Origin of the sequence: Gordonia sp. JH63, assembly GCF_009856645.1 — a bacterium.
Taxonomy (GTDB): Bacteria; Actinomycetota; Actinomycetes; order Mycobacteriales; family Mycobacteriaceae; genus Gordonia; species Gordonia hongkongensis.
Window position 1 is genome coordinate 945053 of the sequence record NZ_CP047235.1, and the last position, 17298, is coordinate 962350.

At 68.7% G+C, this 17298-nt stretch carries 16 protein-coding genes; 6 read left to right on the plus strand and 10 right to left on the minus strand.

What is annotated here, in order from left to right:
* Positions 1-10: 10 nt before the first annotated feature.
* From GR168_RS04285 to GR168_RS04310, 6 genes are all read right to left on the minus strand, one after another.
* Positions 11-1117 carry an acyl-CoA dehydrogenase family protein gene (locus GR168_RS04285; RefSeq protein WP_203235894.1) on the minus strand — a complete coding sequence of 369 codons (1107 nt, stop codon included), beginning with the start codon at positions 1115-1117 and terminating at the stop codon, positions 11-13.
* Positions 1114-2082, minus strand: coding sequence for an acyl-CoA dehydrogenase family protein (locus tag GR168_RS04290; protein ID WP_159371820.1), 969 nt, complete (start codon positions 2080-2082; stop codon positions 1114-1116). The genes GR168_RS04285 and GR168_RS04290 overlap by 4 nt, the downstream gene beginning before the upstream one ends.
* 5 nt (positions 2083-2087) lie before the next feature.
* Positions 2088-3254 carry an acyl-CoA dehydrogenase family protein gene (locus GR168_RS04295; RefSeq protein WP_159370122.1) on the minus strand — a complete coding sequence of 389 codons (1167 nt, stop codon included), beginning with the start codon at positions 3252-3254 and terminating at the stop codon, positions 2088-2090.
* Between the two features lies 1 nt (position 3255).
* Positions 3256-4179, minus strand: coding sequence for an enoyl-CoA hydratase (locus GR168_RS04300; protein WP_159370123.1), 924 nt, complete (start codon positions 4177-4179; stop codon positions 3256-3258).
* Between the two features lie 631 nt (positions 4180-4810).
* Positions 4811-5281, minus strand: coding sequence for a hypothetical protein (locus tag GR168_RS04305; RefSeq protein WP_159370124.1), 471 nt, complete (start codon positions 5279-5281; stop codon positions 4811-4813).
* Positions 5282-5402: 121 nt separating this feature from the next.
* Positions 5403-6332 carry a helix-turn-helix domain-containing protein gene (locus tag GR168_RS04310; RefSeq protein ID WP_065629147.1) on the minus strand — a complete coding sequence of 310 codons (930 nt, stop codon included), beginning with the start codon at positions 6330-6332 and terminating at the stop codon, positions 5403-5405.
* Positions 6333-6394: 62 nt separating this feature from the next.
* On the opposite strand from GR168_RS04310, the gene cysD reads away from it, so the two are divergent.
* The 3 genes from cysD (at position 6395) to GR168_RS04325 (ending at position 10070) form a co-directional block, all read left to right on the plus strand.
* The gene (gene cysD / locus GR168_RS04315; protein WP_171011707.1) at positions 6395-7357 is read left to right on the plus strand and encodes a sulfate adenylyltransferase subunit CysD; all 963 of its coding nucleotides are present in this window, start codon (positions 6395-6397) and stop codon (positions 7355-7357) included.
* The gene (cysC, locus tag GR168_RS04320) at positions 7357-9219 is read left to right on the plus strand and encodes an adenylyl-sulfate kinase (RefSeq protein WP_159370125.1); all 1863 of its coding nucleotides are present in this window, start codon (positions 7357-7359) and stop codon (positions 9217-9219) included. The genes cysD and cysC overlap by 1 nt, the downstream gene beginning before the upstream one ends.
* A gap of 71 nt (positions 9220-9290) precedes the next feature.
* The gene (locus GR168_RS04325; RefSeq protein ID WP_058252581.1) at positions 9291-10070 is read left to right on the plus strand and encodes a 3'(2'),5'-bisphosphate nucleotidase CysQ; all 780 of its coding nucleotides are present in this window, start codon (positions 9291-9293) and stop codon (positions 10068-10070) included.
* Between the two features lie 12 nt (positions 10071-10082).
* Here GR168_RS04325 and GR168_RS04330 read toward each other — a convergent pair whose 3' ends face one another.
* The 3 genes from GR168_RS04330 to eccA form a co-directional block, all read right to left on the minus strand.
* A complete protein-coding gene (locus GR168_RS04330; protein WP_159370126.1) occupies positions 10083-10622 on the minus strand; it encodes a hypothetical protein in 540 nt (179 codons plus the stop codon).
* 14 nt (positions 10623-10636) lie between these two features.
* Positions 10637-11065: a hypothetical protein gene (locus GR168_RS04335; RefSeq protein WP_159370127.1), complete on the minus strand. Its 429-nt coding sequence runs from the start codon at positions 11063-11065 to the stop codon at positions 10637-10639.
* 64 nt (positions 11066-11129) lie between these two features.
* Positions 11130-12911, minus strand: a complete 1782-nt coding sequence (gene eccA, locus GR168_RS04340) for a type VII secretion AAA-ATPase EccA (RefSeq protein ID WP_159370128.1) — start codon at positions 12909-12911, stop codon at positions 11130-11132.
* A gap of 199 nt (positions 12912-13110) precedes the next feature.
* Between eccA and purL the strand changes: the two genes are divergently transcribed.
* From purL to GR168_RS04355, 3 genes are all read left to right on the plus strand, one after another.
* The gene (purL, locus tag GR168_RS04345; protein ID WP_176455858.1) at positions 13111-15405 is read left to right on the plus strand and encodes a phosphoribosylformylglycinamidine synthase subunit PurL; all 2295 of its coding nucleotides are present in this window, start codon (positions 13111-13113) and stop codon (positions 15403-15405) included.
* A 146-nt stretch (positions 15406-15551) separates the two neighbouring features.
* Positions 15552-15923 carry a CD225/dispanin family protein gene (locus tag GR168_RS04350; RefSeq protein ID WP_058252586.1) on the plus strand — a complete coding sequence of 124 codons (372 nt, stop codon included), beginning with the start codon at positions 15552-15554 and terminating at the stop codon, positions 15921-15923.
* A gap of 88 nt (positions 15924-16011) precedes the next feature.
* A complete protein-coding gene (locus GR168_RS04355; RefSeq protein ID WP_159371821.1) occupies positions 16012-16368 on the plus strand; it encodes a DUF2752 domain-containing protein in 357 nt (118 codons plus the stop codon).
* On the opposite strand, the gene GR168_RS04360 is transcribed toward GR168_RS04355, so the two are convergent.
* Entirely contained in the window at positions 16354-17220 is an 867-nt protein-coding gene (locus GR168_RS04360) for a glycerophosphodiester phosphodiesterase family protein (protein ID WP_205334159.1), read from the minus strand. The two genes, GR168_RS04355 and GR168_RS04360, sit on opposite strands and share 15 nt — an antisense overlap.
* Positions 17221-17298: the final 78 nt, after the last annotated feature.

A 17298-nucleotide genomic window follows, 5' to 3' on the forward strand; every position in this document is an offset into this window, starting at 1 on the left:
CTGAGGTCGGTCAGCGCAGTGCGCGGGCCGCTTCGGTAACCGCGGTGTGCGGGGCACCGAACATCTGCGACGTGGCCTGTGCGCGTTTGAAATAGAGCTGGATGTCGTGCTCCCAGGTGATGCCGATGCCGCCGTGCAGCTGGATGGCCTCGCCCGCGACACGACGATTGGCATCGGAGCAGTACACGTGGGCGGCCAGCGCCAGGTCGGCGGTGTCCGGGTCGTCGGCGGCGAGGGCGGCCACGGCGGCGCGGGAGATCGACCGCGCCGTCTCGACCAGCACGTACATGTCGGCCATCCGATGCTTGAGGGCCTGGAACGAGCCGATGGTGCGCCCGAACTGCTTGCGGGACTTGGTGTACTCGACCGTGAGGTCGAGCGCTCGCTGCGCGCCCCCGACCTGCTCGGCGGACAGCAGGGCCCACGCGAGCGCGCGGAGCCGGGACGCGAGATCGTCCGGCGCCGGGATCGCCGCGGACGCGACCTCGTCGAAGCGCACCGAGGACAGCGCCCGGGTCGGGTCGAGGACGGGCATCGGCGACACCGAGACGCCGTCCGCATCGGCGGCCACCTCGTGCAGGGTCAGGTGCGTCCCGGGTCCGGCTGCGAGCACGAGGAGCACGTCGGCCGATTCGCCGTCGACGACGAAGTGGGCTGTCCCGGTGAGGAGTCCGGCATCGGCGCGCACACCGGGTGCCTGCCAGCCGCGTTCACCGGCCCAGCACACCGCCGCGGTCCGCTCGCCTGCGGCCAGGGCGGGCAGAAGTCGCGACGACGCGTCGTCGTCACCCGCGAGCAGGATCGTGCCGGTGGCGAGTGCGGAGCCGAGCGCGGGGACGGGACTCAGTGCGGCGCCCAGTTCTTCGAGCACCGCGGCCGACTCCATCCATGACGCCCCGGCACCGCCGAATCGCTCGGGGACAGCCAGCGCGGCGACGCCGATCTCGGTGCACAGCGTCTGCCACAGGTTCGAGTCGATGCGCCCCGTGGCGGACATGGCCGTGCGGACCGTCGTCGAATCGCCCCGGCGACGCAGGAGATCCCGCACCGCCTCGACGAGTGCCTCCCGTTCCTCGGCGCCGATGGCCGGGCTTTCGATGCCGGTACTGACGGTCACAGCGTCTCCAGGATGCGTTGGCGGTGTACGGCAGGGGAGCCCCAGGCGTTGAGCAGCGCCCGGGTCTTGGTGATGTACAGCGAGATGTCGTGCTCGGCGGTGTACCCGATCGCCCCCATCACCTGCAGCGAGCGGCGGGCCGACAGGTCGGCGGCCTCGGCGGCCGAGACCTTCGCCGCCGAGATGTCGCGCGAGACGTCGGTGCCCTCCGGCACTTGGCCGTCGACGCCGAGGGCGGCCGCGTGAACGAGGGGGCGGGCCATCTCGATGGCGATCGCCACGTCGGCCAGATGATGTTTGACGGCCTGGAACGACCCGATCGGTCGGCCGAACTGCTTGCGCGACTGCGCGTAGTCCGAGGCGATGGACAGCATCGCCTGACCCAGGCCGAGCAGCTGAGCAGCCGTGGCCAGTGCGCCCGCGTCCGCGGCGTCGGACGCATCGACCCCGGTGGCCAGGACGTCGCCGGCGGTGACCCGCGACAACGTCCGGGTGCTGTCGACCGAGGGCTCGGTGCTCTGCACGGTGGCCCGCGAGAGCACTCCGTCCTCGACGAGGTAGACATCGGCGGAGGCGGTGTCGGCGGCCAACGGTTGGAGCGGTCCGATCGCGCAGGTCGCCAGCCGCCCCTCGGCGAGGTCGCTGAGCGGGCCCGACACGTCGGCGTCGTGCAGCAGGATCGGCAACACGGCGACGCTCTCGACGATCGGGCCCGGGGCACAGTGGCGTCCGAGTTGCTCGACGGCGACGACCATCTCGACGGCCCCGGCGCTGCTGCCGCCGTGTGACTCGTCGATCAGGAGTCCGCTGATGCCCGCGTCGGCCAGCTGTGAGTAGACCTTGGCGACGGCCGCGCGGTCACCGGCCGCCCAGGCGCGCGTGGCGGTCGGCATGTCGGCCTTGCCCAGCATGGCGTCCACCGTCGAGGCGAGGTCGGTGTGGATGTCGGAGAGTCGGAAGTCCATGATGATCACCGATCTCCACGGGGAAGGCCGAGCAGGCGCTCGGCGATGACATTGCGCTGGATCTCGTTGGTACCCGCGTAGATCGGCCCGGACAACGAGAAGAGGTAGCCGTCGGTCCACCGGTCGTCGAGCTCGGCGGCCGGGCCCTGCAGGTCGAGGGCGGTCTCGTGAGCGGCGATGTCCCACTGCGACCAGAACACCTTGTTGATCGACGACTCCATGCCGAGCGAACCACCGGCCGCGAGACGACTTACCGTCTGATACGTGGACAGCTCGTAGGCTCGTGACCCGATCCACGCATCCGCCACGCGCGCATCGGTGTTCGCCGTCGACGGGACGTCGTCCCGGTTCGACCGCCACAGTTCGACGAGGCGGTCGGTGGTGGCCAGGAACCGGCCGGGTGCGCGCAGCGACAGCCCGCGTTCGTTGGCGGCGGTGCTCATCGCGACCCGCCACCCGTTGTCCACCTCGCCGATGACACCTGACTCGCCCGGATTCGACGGATCGTCGGGGACGAAGACGTTCTCCAAGAACAGCTCTGCGAACCCGGCCTCGCCGTCGAGCTGTGCGATCGGCCGGACGGTCACGCCCTCGCTGCGCAGGTCGAACATGAAGTAGGTGAGACCTTTGTGGCGCTGCGCCTGTTTGTCGGTGCGGAACAGGCCGAAGGCGCGGTCGGCGAAGCTCGACCGCGAACTCCAGGTCTTCTGACCGTTGAGCAGCCAGCCGCCGTCGGTACGGACGGCGGTCGACCGCAGCGAGGCGAGGTCGCTCCCGGCCTCGGGTTCGCTCCACGCCTGACCCCAGATGTCGTCGGCGTTGGCCATCCGCGGCAGGATGCGTTCCAGCTGAGCAGGACTCGCGTGCTCGAACAGGGTGGGTGCGAGCAGGAAGATGCCGTTCTGGCTCACGCGTCCGGGAGCACCCGAACGGTAATACTCCTCCTCGAAGATGACCCAGTGCAGCAGCGGGGCATCGCGGCCGCCGTATTCCTCCGGCCAGCTGACGACCGACATCCGGTCGGCGGCCATCGTCCGCTCCCACTCGCGGTGCGCCTCGAATCCCTCGGCGGTGTCCATCGACGGAAGCGGTTCGCGCGGAACGTGTTCGGCCAGCCAGGCGCGGACCTCGGCGCGGAAGGCGTCGGCGGCGTCGTCGAAGAGCAGGTCCATGTCAGCTCCCCGATCCCACGACGGTGCCGGTCGACGCCGACGCCTTCATCGACTTCGCGTCCATCCCGCCGAGGGAGTCGCCGCCCGCCTCGGAGTTGGCCGCGTGCGCGAAGTGGTGCCAGCCGAACACTGAGTCCATCGAGTTGCGCAGTCCCATCTGGTCTTCGCAGATGTTGACGGCCTTCTTGCTCAGGAAGAGCCCCTGCATCGGCATGGCGACGGCCTTTTCGGCGATCTCGTTCACCTTGGTCTCGAGGGCGTCCCGGGGGACGACGTGGTTGACCATGCCCCAGTCGGCCGCCTGCGTCGCGGTGAAACGTTCACCGGTGAAGAGGATCTCCTTCGCCCGGCGCGGGCCGAGCACGAAGGCGTGGGCGAAGTACTCGACGCCGGGGATGCCCATGCGGGCGACCGGGTCCGAGAAGAACGCGTCGTCGGAGGCGACGATGAAGTCGCAGATCCAGGCGAGCATGAGACCGCCGGCGATGCACGCGCCATGGACCTGGGCGATGAGGGGTTTGGGGATGTCGCGCCAGCGGCGGCACATCCCCATGTACACCTCCATCTCGCGGGCGAGACGCTGGTCGGCACCGGTCTTGTCGGTGTGGTCCCAGTGCAGGACGGCCGCGTTCTCGTAGTAGGTGTCGAAGTCGCGTTCGGGGGTGCCGATGTCGTGTCCGGCCGAGAAGTGCTTGCCGTTCGCCCGCAGCACGATCACCTTCACCGAAGCGTCGTCGACGGCCTTGCGGAACGCGGCGTCGAGCGAATAGGTCATCACCGAGTTTTGCGCGTTGCGGTACTCCGGGCGGTTCAGCGTCACATAGGCCACCGCGCCGTCGGGGCCGCCGGTCTCGTAGGCGACCGGTGAGGTGTCCGGGCCCAGATCGTCGGGTCCGAGCGGAGGTGGGATGACGGCGTCACTCATGCCCCCGAGACTAACCTAGCAAGTGCTTGGTTGGTAGTCGGTGTCGGTGATCGCCGGGGTCAGAAGTGCGGTGTGGAGCGATAGGTGAACTCCCGGATCCGGCCGTTTAGGAGGCGGCTGTCGTCGGCATCATCTCGGCGAACTCGCGAAACATGTTGGCGACGAACACCATTCGATGTTTCCTCTGCTGTTTAGCCCTAAAGAACACCATAACCCCTGCTCCCTGAGGTGTGAGGAGCGCAAGCGACGAGCCACGAAGGGCGGGCGAGCATCGAACATGGCCCTTCGTGGCTCGCTTCACTCGCACCTCAGGGAGCATGAACAGAACGCTCTCGAGCGTTGTCTGCCGGTCACATGTCGGGGCAGCGCAAGTTCCGTCGAAGTGGCGCCGTTGTGTCGGGCCGGCAGCGTTGCAGGTCTTGCGTGGACTACGAAAGAACACTCTTAAGCGTCCACATCTCTGCTCCCTGAGGTGCGAGCGAAGCGAGCCACGAAGGGCTCCGCAACCTGTCTCACCAGGCCCTTCGTGGCTCGTCGCTATCGCTCCTCACACCTCAGGGAGCAATGGGGTCGCTTCTTTCGGATTAGGGGGCGGTTGGGTGCCCCCGGAAGTCATCGGTGGCGGTCCGGCTCAGGGGATGACGATGCTCCCGCTGCAGCTCGTGGACGGCACGCTCCAGAGCGCGTTCCGGTTGACCGCGCTGAAGGTCACGTTCACCCGGCCCTTGCCGATCTGGTTGACGGGGATCACGAAGTAGTGGACGCCCTGGTACGGCGGGTTCACGCGGACGTTGCTGACCTTCGAGCCGCGCTTGCCGGTGGCCAGGTTGTGCCAGTCCAGGCGGGCCGAGGACTGGTAGCCGCCGGGAAAGTAGCTGGTGAAGTCGGCGGCGATGTAGGCGTTGCCGGCATACGTGCTCACGATCGTGCGTCGCGCCAGGAACGGGACGTCGACGACGTTCGGGCTCAGGCCCACGCAGGTCGACAGCGGATACTCGCGGGACACCGCGTTCGCGTCGCCGGTGGCCGCGACGCCGAGCCCGGCAGCCGAGGTCAGAGCGATGGCGGCGGCCAACCGGGTGATCGTCTTGGTGCTGGGCATATCTCGACTCCCTTGCTGGTGGCGACGGTGACGTGTCGTGATCACCGGCCAGTTTTCCGCAGGAAGTCCGTTTCGTGGGTATTTCCGGGCGCAGTGTTCATTCGTTCGGTCGACCCGCCCCTCAGCTGAGATGACTCGAGATCCCGTCGGCGGCAGCACGCGTGGCCTCGCCGAGTCGGCGCACTTCGTCCACGTCGAGGGTGGTGTTCGGGCAGACGACGATGGCCGCGACCACCCGACGGGCGGAGTCGAAGACGGGGGCGCCGATGGTGACCACGGGTACCCCCGTGCCGTCGGCCGCGCAGGCGTCGATCTCCTCGGGCAGGTAATCGATGACCGACAGCTCGGTGAGCAGGTCGCCGACCCGCGCGCGCAGGGTGTCCGACATGGTGTCGAGGGAGCTCAGGGCTTCGATCATCGCCACGTGGTCGTCGGTCATGCGCTCGATCGAGTAGCCGCGTTCGGCGACGACGTCGAGCACCATGCCCAGCCGGGTGCGGGTGGACTCGGCGGCCTGGCCGATCCAGTTCGACCGGGCGTCGTCCGGGTCGAAGGCGATGAACTCCCGACAGATCGGCGGGCGGAGCCGGATGCGGCTGCCGTTGCGCAACCAGGGATGCTGCGCGGTCTCCGGTGCCAGGTGGGGCGGAAAGGCGTGCGACGCCAGGGTCACCGCGTCGGCCGAGGTCCGTCGGGCGACGAAACAGGGGACGTCGAACCGTTCGCACAGGTCGCGCGCCGCCGACGCCGCCCACCGTACGAGGTGGTCCGCGCCGTCGGCGTTCCGGACGAGGCCGACGAAGGCTGGTCCGACGCCGAAGGTGCCGGCCGACGGGTCCCGGATCAGCCATCCGCAGTCGACGAGTTCGGAGACTACGGCGTGCGCGGTGGCGCGCGACATCGAGGTCTGACGCACGATCTCGGCCAGCGTCAGCGCCGGTTGTTCGGCGTCGGCGAGGAGTTCGACGATGCGGACGACCCGGGCGGTCGGTGGCGACGCCGCACGTGCCGGTTGACGCGCGTCGGAGAAGTCACCTACGGTTTGTGTCACATTGTCAACACATAGTGTCGAATATTCGACATGTCAAGGGGGTTGCTCCGGTGGCCATCACCATCGACGCCGACGACGGACGTCGTCCCGACGACACCGAGGACCGGCGTCGTCGTCACCACGGTTATGAGCTCTCGCATCTCGCGGCGCTCGAGGCCGAATCGGTGCACATCTTCCGCGAGGTCGCCGCGACCTTCGAACGTCCGGTTCTGCTGTTCTCCGGCGGCAAGGACTCCGTGGTGATGTTCCATCTGGCGCGGAAGGCGTTCTGGCCGGCGCCGATCCCGTTCCCGCTCATGCACGTCGACACCGGGCACAACTTCGACGAGGTGATCGAGTACCGCGATCGCGTGGTCGCCGAGACCGGGGTTCGCCTTCTCGTCAGCTCGGTGCAGGACGACATCGATGCCGGGCGGGTCGTCGAGCAGACCGGCCCGGGTGCCAGCCGCAACCGGCTGCAGACCGCGGCGCTGTTGCGCGGGATCACCGAGAACCGTTTCGACGCCGTGTTCGGCGGGGCCCGGCGCGACGAGGAGAAGGCGCGGGCGAAGGAGCGCGTGTTCAGCTTCCGTGACGAGTTCGGCGCGTGGAATCCGCGCGAGCAGCGACCCGAGCTGTGGCGCCTCTACAACGGGCGTCACGCCAAGGGGGAGCACATCCGGGTGTTCCCGCTGTCGAACTGGACCGAGCTCGACATCTGGCAGTACATCGCCGCCGAGGACATCGATCTGCCGGAGATCTACTACGCGCACCAGCGCGAGGTGATCCCGCGCGACGGCATGCTGCTCGCGAAAACCCGCTTCCTGCAGGAGCTCCCGGGTGAGGAGGTGCGGACCGAGACCGTGCGGTTCCGGACCGTCGGCGACGCCACGTGCACCGGTTGTGTGCTGTCCGGCGCGGACGACGTGATGAAGGTGATCGAGGAGATCGAGGTCACCCGGTTGACCGAGCGGGGAGCCACGCGCGCCGACGACCGGATCTCCGAGTCGGGGATGGAAGACCGCAAGAAGGAAGGCTACTTCTGATGGGCGACCTCAACGCCGTCGGCGGCGCGACGGAGATGCTGCGTCTGGCGACCGCGGGCTCGGTGGACGACGGCAAGTCGACACTCATCGGCCGGCTGCTCTACGACTCGAAGGCGATCTTCACCGACCAGCTCGAATCGATCGAGCGCACCAGCGCCGAGCGCGGTGACGAGTACGCGAACCTCGCCCTGCTGACCGACGGGCTGCGTGCCGAACGCGAGCAGGGCATCACCATCGACGTCGCCTATCGGTACTTCGCCACGCCCAGGCGGAAGTTCATCATCGCCGACACCCCCGGCCATGTGCAGTACACGCGCAACATGGTGACCGGTGCCTCGACTGCCGATCTCGCGATGATCCTGATCGACGCGCGCAAGGGCGTGCTCGAGCAGACGCGGCGGCACGCGTTCCTGTCGTCGTTGCTCGGCATCCCGCACCTGACGGTCTGCGTGAACAAGATGGACCTCGTCGGCTGGTCGCAGGAGCGGTTCGACGGGATCTGCGCGGACTTCGTCGATTTCGCGACCAAGCTCAACGTCGTCGACCTGACGTTCATCCCGATGTCGGCGCTGCGGGGCGACAACGTCGTCGAACAGTCCGCGGCGATGCCGTGGTACGAGGGGCGTCCGCTGCTGAATCACCTCGAGCACGTCTACATCGCCTCCGACCGCAACCTGATCGACACCCGTCTGCCCGTCCAGTACGTGATCCGGCCGCAGCGCAGCGACGGCGCCGACCACCGCGCCTACGCGGGCACCGTTGCCGGCGGTGTACTCGCCAAGGGCGACGAGATCGTCGTCCTGCCCAGCGGTTTCAGCACGACCATCACCGAGATCTGGGCGCCCGGCGGCCAGCCGGTCGACGAGGCCTTCGCGTCGATGGCCGTGTCCGTCGAACTCGCCGACGAGATCGACATCGTGCGCGGCGACATGCTGGCCCGCCCCAACAACCGGCCGTACGTGGGACGCGACCTGGACGCGATGGTGTGCTGGTTCGCCGACGACGCCGAACTGCGACCGGGCAACCGGTATCAGCTGCTCTGCGGAACACGGTTGACCCGCGCGCAGGTCAACGGGCTCAACTATCGCCTTGACGTCAACTCGCTGCACCGCGACGAGCAGGCGGAGGGATTGTCGCTCAACGAGATCGGGCGCGTCACCCTGCATACCCAGGAGCCGGTGACCTTCGACTCGTACCGGCGCAACCGCGACACGGGCAGCTTCATCCTGATCGACGAGGCCACGAATCGGACGGTCGCTGCGGGGATGATCACGGCGCCGGTGAGTCACGACAGTCATGTCGTCTGGCAGGCGACGAAGGTCGGCCGTGAGCACCGTGCGCACCGCGGTGCGACGATCTGGCTGACCGGTCTGTCCGGCTCCGGGAAGTCGTCGCTGGCGGTCGAACTCGAAAGGCGCTTCGTCGCCGAGGGGCGTCCGGCGTACCTGATGGACGGGGACAACCTGCGGCACGGCCTGAACTCGGATCTGGGCTTCTCCGACGACGACCGCCGGGAGAACATCCGCCGGACCAGCGAGGTGGCGGCGCTGTTCGCCGACTCGGGTTCGGTGGCGATCGTCTCGCTCATCAGCCCGTTCGCCGAGGAACGGCAGCGGGCCCGGGAGATCCACGCCGAGCGTGGGCTGCCGTTCTACGAGATCTTCGTCGACACCCCGCTCGCCGAATGCGAACGACGCGACCCGAAGGGGCTGTACGACCGCGCGCGGCGGGGGGAGATCAGTCAGTTCACCGGCATCGACTCGCCCTACGAGCGTCCGTCCGACCCGGATCTGCACATCACCCCCGACGACGGCCCGCCGTCCGAGGTCGCCGACCTGGTGCTGCGTAACCTGGGTCTGTGAGCGCAGCCTCATAGCCGTCCGGCGCGAAGCGCCGCGTCCTGCCACCGGTATCCCGACCGAGAGGAAACCCCGTGACCGACGATCGTGCCCTGGCCGGTGAACTGGCCACCGCCGCAGGTGAACTCCTGCTCGACATCCGACGCTCCAGCGGATTGACGGGCAAAGAGCTCGGTCAGGAGGGCGACCGCCGGTCCGACGAGTTCATCCTCGGGCGCCTCGCACAGGAGCGGCCGGACGATGCCGTGCTGTCGGAGGAATCGGCCGACGACAAGTCGCGACTGTCGGCGTCGCGCGTGTGGATCATCGATCCGGTCGACGGCACGCGCGAGTACGGCACCTACGAACCCGGCGGCGGTCGCAGCGACTGGGCCGTGCACGTCGCGCTGTGGTCGGCAGACGACGGGCTGATCGCCGGTGCGGTCGCCTTGCCGGCCCTCGGGGTGACCTACCTCGACGACGGTTCCACCGTCGAGCCCGTGGAAGGCCTGGCGTCCCGGCCCCGGACCGGGGTCCCGCGCGTCGTCGTGAGCAGTTCGCGCCCACCGGCGTTCGCCGACGAGGTGGCCGCGGCGATGGCCGGCGAGGTGCTGCCGATGGGGTCCGCCGGGGCCAAGGCGATGGCGGTGGTGCGCGGCGAGGCCGACGCCTACGTCCATGCGGGCGGCCAATACGAGTGGGATTCGGCCGCGCCGGTCGCCGTCGCGAAGGCGAAGGGTCTGTGGTGCGGGCGGATCGACGGTTCGCCCCTCGTCTACAACAACGAGGACACCTACCTGCCCGACCTCGTCATCTGCCGGCCGGAATTCACCGAGGCGATCCTCACGGTCACCACCGAGGGTGCCGGCGGCTGACGTCCGAGCGCCTCAGTGCGTGACCACGACCTTGATCGCGACGATCACGGTCGCCACCAGCGTGACCGCTCCGGAGCTGAACAGCGTTGCCCGGCTGGGCCGTTCGTTGTTGAGCCGGTCGATGACGAAGACCGTGCCGCCGATGCGCAGAAGGATCACGATCTCTGCGATCAACTGGGCGGTACGGGGCTCGATCCAGCCGATCAGGCCGAGCAACAGGATCGCGCAAGGTAGAAGCGCCGAGGTCAGGATCGGCACCGAGTCGCGGAGATGACCGAGTACCTCTGATCGCGTCGGCTCGACCTTGCCGTCCGACACGCGCCGGGCGACGCCCTCGGCGAAGACGTGCGCGATGAAGGTCGACGCGGCGGTGCCCGCGAGGATCGCGATACCGACGAAGTCGTCCTCGACGTGCAACGGGATGAGCACGGCCAAGATCAGGATGTTGCCGTAGATGTAGGCACTGATGCGCGGCGCGGCGTGCTTGCGGTCGAGCGGGCTGTCCCGAGTGAACAGTGGCCCGTGCAGCAGGGCCCACGGACTGTTGCTCATAGCTGGTGAAACTATCAGCGCGGGAGGAGTTCGGCGACGACAGCGGCGATGGTGTCGTCGGGCCGCGTCAGGCAGACCGTCGCCGCCACCGTGGCCACCTGCTGGACATTGTCGGTCACGTCCAGATCGGTCAGGACCGCCGCCCGCCGGGCGTCGTCGAGTTCGCGGAACTCCGTGCACGTCATGGTCGACGCGGAGCCGGACCCGGTGTCGGAACCGGACTCGGAGACGCTCGACGGTGACGCACTGGCCCGGCTGCTGTCCGCAGATGTGGCTGGGCTGCTCGTCTCGGTGGCGCTCGTGGTCGGGACCGCGCTGTCGGATGAAGGTGCGGGCGCGGCGTCGTCGGACGAACACGCACCGATCGCCAGCATCATCATCGCGGCCATCGACAGGCCCGCGGCCAGCTCGGCGGGGCGGGATCGGCGGGCGGGAACAGACATCACGGAACTCCTCGGGAAGCGGTCCGGGTGGTGACCCGGTGGTGCGGGATGGGATGGGGCGCGGTCAGCGCATGAGGCCGGAGAGCACGCCTGAGATGGCGGCCCGGACATCCGTGGTCTCGATGCGCATCAGGTCGTCCTGGCTGAGTGAGTCGAAGTCGCCGGCGGTGCTGAGCCGGAACTCGCGCTCCTCCTCGGCCGCCTCGATGATGTTGCGGATGAAGCGGCCGTTGCCGGCGAGATCGGTGGCGCGCCGCGCGGTGCCCTGATGCTCGCGGACGTCGTGGTACAGCGGAGCGCACGCCTGTTCGATCTCGACCATCGCCTCCCGGGTCAAGGACGAATCGCGTTTGCGCGCAATGAAATCGGCGATGCGGGCGAGCTCGTCGGGGGTGTAGGAGTCGAAGCGCACCCGGCGTGCGAAGCGCGACGCCAGTCCGTCGTTGGAGGCGAGGAACCGATCGATCTCGGCGTCGTAGCCGGCGATGATCACGACCAGCCGGTCACGGTCGTCCTCCATCCGGGCCAACAGGGTGTCGACGGCTTCGCGACCGAACGCGTCGCCGCCGGACAGCCCCTGCTGGATGAGCGTGTACGCCTCGTCGATGAACAGGACGCCGTCCATCGCGGAGTCGATGAGCGCCGCGGTCTTGATGGCGGTGCTGCCGAGGTGTTCACCGACCATGTCGCGGCGGGTGGCCTCGACGACCTTGTCGGACTTGATGAAGCCGAGGCCGCAGTAGATCTTGGCGACGATGCGGGCCACGGTCGTCTTGCCGGTGCCGGGCGGTCCGGTGAAAGCCAGGTGCAGGCTGCGGGCCGACGTCGACAGCCCGCGGTCGGCGCGGACCTTCGCCAGGGTCGCGGTGGACTGCAGTTTGGCCACCTGCTGCTTGACCGACTCGAGCCCGATCTGTTCGGCCAGTTCCCGTTGCGCCTCGGTCACCAGCGAATTCTGTTCGGCGGGGTCCCCGGAGGCCGACACCAGGGACTCGGCGCCATCGGGCACCGACTTCGGGTCCCACCGGTCGGTGCGCTCGGCGATCTGCTCGGGCGTCGTGGGGGGCATCCGGTAAGAGGGCGACCGGATGGCGTCGGCCGCGCCGGTCAGCGACGGGTCACGGGCGTAGGCCTGCTCGAACATCGACTTCGCCTTCTCCTCGTGGCCCTGCTCGCGCAGCGCGAGGCCGTAGACGAAGATCGCCTGCGTCGAACAGGACGGGATCGGGCCGTCGACCGCGTTCTGCAGGCGCCGCATGCCCTCGCCGTACATGCCGAGATGCACGCACGACGTCCCGGCCATGAAGTCGGCGACGGCCTGCATGTACGGGTCGTTCCACCGGTCGGACCTGGTCAGCGAGGTCAGGACGTCGGGCCAGCGCTGGGTGGCGAAGTGCAGGAACGCGCGGACGAAATCCACGATCGGCACGCGGTGCGCCGCGGGTACCTCGTCGAGGACCTCTTCCGCACCGGCGAAGTCCGCGCCGCGGACCAGACTGGCCGCGTAGGCCGCGGTCGCCTCGACGGCATTCGACGCCGGGAAGTCGATCAGCATCCCGGTGTACCAGCGCCCCGCGATCGTGCCGGGCGGGAGCCCGAGCCGGCGCTGCTCCGCGCCGATCGACCCGCGGGCACGATAGAGGCCCAGGAGGACCTCATTGCTGCTGTCGCCGCAGGCCAGCCGGCCGATCCAGGCGTCGCCCAGGGCCGGGTCCCATTCGGTCGCTCGAGTGAAGGCCTTGGCGGCCTGAGCGGGATTGTCGACCGGTTCCTGACCTTCGACCGGGATGTTCAGGGACAGGACGCCGAGTTCGAAGAGTGCCCTCGCCTTGCGGACATCGGCCATCGTTTCCCCCTGTGTCGTCCCATCGGCGCACACCGACCCCGAACCGTTCTCCCCGGGTACCACGACGACACACCCCGGGGGCGGTCGCCGGAGACAGAGTATCGCTAGACCGGCGTGACATCCGTCGCAGATCTCCCAGGGTGCGCACCCGAGGCGCCCCGGCGGCCGCAACCGCCCGCGCACGCCTAGACTTGTCCGGGTGAGTGCCCAGGTGGATACCGTCTCAGCCGCTGCCCAGACCCCGGACCATCCGCAACCCTTCCGCGAACTCGGTCTCAAGGACGACGAGTACGCGCGCATCCGCGAGATCCTGGGTCGCCGGCCCACCGACGCGGAGCTCGCCATGTACTCGGTCATGTGGTCCGAGCACTGCAGCTACAAGTCGTCGAAGGTGCACCTGCGCTACTTCGGTGAGACCACCACCGACGAGATGCGCGCGAGCATGCTGGCCGGCATCGGCGAGAACGCCGGCGTCGTCGACATCGGCGACGGATGGGCGGTGACCTTCAAGGTCGAATCGCACAACCACCCGAGCTACGTCGAGCCGTACCAGGGCGCCGCCACCGGAGTCGGTGGCATCGTGCGCGACATCATGGCCATGGGCGCACGCCCGATCGCGGTCATGGATCAGCTGCGCTTCGGCCCGGCCGACGCCCCGGACACCCGGCGCGTCGTCGACGGTGTGGTGCGCGGCGTGGGTGGCTACGGCAACTCCCTCGGCCTGCCCAATGTCGGCGGTGAGACCGTCTTCGACGCCAGCTACGCGGGCAACCCGCTCGTCAACGCGCTGTGCGCGGGCGTGCTGCGCACCGAGGACCTGCACCTGGCCTTCGCCTCGGGCGCGGGCAACAAGATCATCCTGTTCGGTGCACGCACCGGGCTCGACGGCATCGGCGGTGTCTCGGTCCTGGCGTCGGAGACCTTCGACGATTCCGAGGGCTCGGGTCCGAACCGCAAGAAGCTGCCCAGCGTCCAGGTCGGCGACCCGTTCACCGAGAAGGTGCTCATCGAGTGCTGCCTCGAGCTCTACCACGCCGGACTCGTCGTGGGCATCCAGGATCTCGGCGGTGCCGGGTTGTCCTGCGCCACGAGCGAACTCGCCGCAGCCGGTGACGGCGGCATGCACATCGACCTGGAGAAGGTGCCGATGCGCGCCGAGGGCATGACCCCGGCGGAGGTGCTCTCCAGCGAGTCGCAGGAACGCATGTGTGCCGTCGTGACCCCGGACAACGTCGAAAAGTTCCTCGAGGTCTGCCGCAAGTGGGATGTGCTCGCGACCGTCATCGGCGAGGTCACCGACGGCGATCAGCTGGTCATCACCTGGCACGGCGAGACCGTCGTCGACGTGCCGCCGCGCACCGTCGCCCACGACGGTCCGGTCTACGAGCGTCCCGTCGCCCGGCCCGACTGGCAGGACACCGTCATCGCGTCGACGACCGAACCGCTGCAGCGCCCGAGCACATCCGACCAGCTGCGCGAGACGCTGCTGGCCATGCTGGCCTCGCCCGCGCTGTGCAGCCGCAAGTTCATCACCGACCAGTACGACCGCTACGTGCGCGGCAACACCGTCCTGGCCGAGCACGCCGACTCGGGGATGATCCGCATCGACGAGGAGTCCGGGCGCGGCATCGCACTGGCGACCGATGCGTCGGGCCGCTACACCTTCCTCGATCCCTACCGCGGCGCGCAGCTCGCGCTTGCCGAGGCCTACCGCAACGTCGCGGTGTCCGGGGCGACGCCGAAGGCCGTGACCAACTGCCTCAACTTCGGTTCCCCGGAGGACCCGGCGGTGATGTGGCAGTTCCAGCAGGCGGTCCGGGGGCTCGCCGACGGCTGCGCCCAGCTCGGCATCCCGGTCACCGGCGGCAACGTGAGCTTCTACAACCAGACGGGTGCGACGGCCATCCTGCCGACCCCGGTCGTGGGCGTCCTCGGCGTCATCGACGATGTGCACCGCCGCATCCCGACCGGCATCGGCACCGAACCCGGTGAGACACTCATCCTGCTCGGTGAGACCCGCGACGAATTCGACGGCTCGATCTGGGCCCAGGTCAGTCACGACCACCTCGGTGGCGTCCCGCCGCAGGTCGACCTCGAACGCGAACGTCTGCTCGCCGAGATCCTGTCCGCATCGTCCCGCGACGGATTGATCTCCGCGGCACACGATCTCAGCGAGGGTGGCCTCATCCAGACCGTCGTCGAGGCGGCCCTGGCCGGCGAGACCGGGTGCCGCGTCCTGCTGCCCGAGGACGCCGACCCGTTCGTCTGGCTGTTCTCCGAGTCTGCCGGGCGCGTGCTCGTGGCGGTCCCGCGCACCGAGGAATCGCGGTTCACCGCCATGCTCGACGCGCGTTCGATGCCGTGGACACGCATCGGTGTGGTCGACCAGGGCAGCGACGCCGTCGAGGTCCAGGACTACTTCTCGGTGCCCCTCGCCGAACTCCGTGAGGCGCACGAGGGCACCCTCCCGAGGTTGTTCGGCGACACGGTCTAGGACACGCCGTAGTTGCATCACGCAACGGTCCGGCCTGCGAGGATTCCGTTGTATGTCAATGGAATCAATATCGTTTCCAGGCATGTCGCGCCCGGTGATGAACGGTTACGCTCCTGGAGTTCTCTGACCGAGTCGAAAGGGCGCAGATGAGCTACCCCAATGATCCGAACCAGCCGCCGAACTACGGCGCGGGTGGCTACGGACAGCAGCCGTACGGCGGGTTCCCGGGCGGGAATCCGGCCGGCCCGGAACCGGACAACAACCTCGTGTGGGCGATCCTGTCCACGGTGCTCTGCTGTCTGCCGCTCGGGATCGTGTCGATCGTGAAGTCGACCTCCGTCAGCAAGCTGTGGGCCGCCGGCGACTACGCCGGTGCGCAGAAGGCGGCCGACGAGGCCAAGAAGTGGGCGATGTGGAGTGCGATCTCGTCGGTCATCATCTGGGTCCTGATCATCATCGTCTATGTCGTCCTTTTCGTCATCCTCCTCGGCGCCTCCGCGTCCACGTCCACGTACTGAGCGTTTCGAGAGGGCCGTCCTCGGACGGGTGTCGGCCCTTTCGAAGCATCGGTACCTCGGTCCGGCGACGGTCGTCGCCGGAACCGGGATGGTCTGTGCGGCAGTGTGGTTCGGCGATCCGACGACGCCTGGTGGCACCCTGCCGGTCTGTCCGACCAAGCTGATCTTCGGGGTGACGTGTCCGGGCTGTGGGTCGCTACGGGCGATCTACTCGCTGCTGCACGGCGATGTCCCGGCGGCGATGCACTACAACGCCGTCGGGGTGCTCGCAATGGGATTGCTGCTCTTCGCCTTCGGCGCCTATTGCCTGCGACTGTGGACCGGCCGCCGGGTTCGCAGCTGGCAGCACCTCCGCTACTCCGGGGTCGTCGTGTTGGTGGTCGTGCTGGCCTGGTTCGTCGTCCGCAACATCCCTGTCGAACCGTTCTGGTCACTGCACGTCTGAGCGTCGGCTGCTGCCGCGGATCCAGCGCACCAGCCGCGAACCGGAATCACGTGCGGGGGCATCGAGGTCGAGCGTCGCCAGGGCCTCGGGATCATCGGTCGTGATCTGGTCGACCCGTAACTCCAGCAGTCGCCTGATGTCCGGGATGACGCGCGGTCCGACCCGCGTCACCGTGTACCCGTCGACGAGCCGACCGCGCTCGTGGAACGCGCCGATCAGGTCGTGGCCGCGGTGGTCGGCCGCCAGTATCAGCCGGTTCTCCAGGTACACCATCTCGGCCTCCGGCGATGCCGCCACCGCGCGGTCGACGAAGCCGTCGAAGTCCCCGGAGCGGATCGCCGCGTCGGCGGCACCGTGATGGCAAGGGTCGTAACCGATCCGGATGCCCGGTGCGGCCGAGGTCAACGTGTCGACCGCCGCGGCGTCGCCGCACGACAAGATGTAGTGGCGGGCGTGGGGTGCGACACTGCGGGCGAACACCGCCACGGCCTCGGGATCGAGCGCGGCGTCGTCCTCCTTGAAGTCGAGCTGGAGGGACGCGGTGGGCGCGATGTCGACGCCGTCGAAGAGTTCGGTCAGGTCCTCGAGCAGGAGGACGTGCTCGTCGACGGGCCGGCCGCGGTTGTCCCGCAGGGACAGTTCCCGCAGATACGACGCCGGGAGCGCCGACACCACGCCGGTGCCGGTGGTGGCGTGGTCGACCGTGCGGTCGTGCAGGACGGCGAAACCGCGCTCGGCGTGGATCACCAGATCGATCTCGATACTCGCGCCGAGCCGCATGCCCTCGACGATCCGGGTCGCGGTGAACGCCGTGTCGTCGGCGCGCCGCCGGCCGCGGTGCCACTTGAGCATCGTCCGATGGCCGTCGTGGTCGATGTGGATCGGGGCGGCGGGGTCCGGGGGCGACGTCGCGGTCACAGCTCCCGACTC

Excerpts from the sequence above, each read along its gene's own strand:
- GR168_RS04290 (WP_159371820.1), bottom strand. The coding sequence starts at position 2,082 with ATGGACTTCCGACTCTCCGACATCCACACCGACCTCGCCTCGACGGTG.
- GR168_RS04295 (WP_159370122.1), bottom strand. The coding sequence starts at position 3,254 with ATGGACCTGCTCTTCGACGACGCCGCCGACGCCTTCCGCGCCGAGGTC.
- GR168_RS04300 (WP_159370123.1), bottom strand. The coding sequence starts at position 4,179 with ATGAGTGACGCCGTCATCCCACCTCCGCTCGGACCCGACGATCTGGGC.
- GR168_RS04305 (WP_159370124.1), bottom strand. The coding sequence starts at position 5,281 with ATGCCCAGCACCAAGACGATCACCCGGTTGGCCGCCGCCATCGCTCTG.
- cysC (WP_159370125.1), top strand. The coding sequence starts at position 7,357 with ATGGGCGACCTCAACGCCGTCGGCGGCGCGACGGAGATGCTGCGTCTG.
- GR168_RS04330 (WP_159370126.1), bottom strand. The coding sequence starts at position 10,622 with ATGAGCAACAGTCCGTGGGCCCTGCTGCACGGGCCACTGTTCACTCGG.
- GR168_RS04335 (WP_159370127.1), bottom strand. The coding sequence starts at position 11,065 with ATGTCTGTTCCCGCCCGCCGATCCCGCCCCGCCGAGCTGGCCGCGGGC.
- eccA (WP_159370128.1), bottom strand. The coding sequence starts at position 12,911 with ATGGCCGATGTCCGCAAGGCGAGGGCACTCTTCGAACTCGGCGTCCTG.
- GR168_RS04350 (WP_058252586.1), top strand. The coding sequence starts at position 15,552 with ATGAGCTACCCCAATGATCCGAACCAGCCGCCGAACTACGGCGCGGGT.
- GR168_RS04355 (WP_159371821.1), top strand. The coding sequence starts at position 16,012 with ATGGTCTGTGCGGCAGTGTGGTTCGGCGATCCGACGACGCCTGGTGGC.
- GR168_RS04360 (WP_205334159.1), bottom strand. The coding sequence starts at position 17,220 with ATGCTCAAGTGGCACCGCGGCCGGCGGCGCGCCGACGACACGGCGTTC.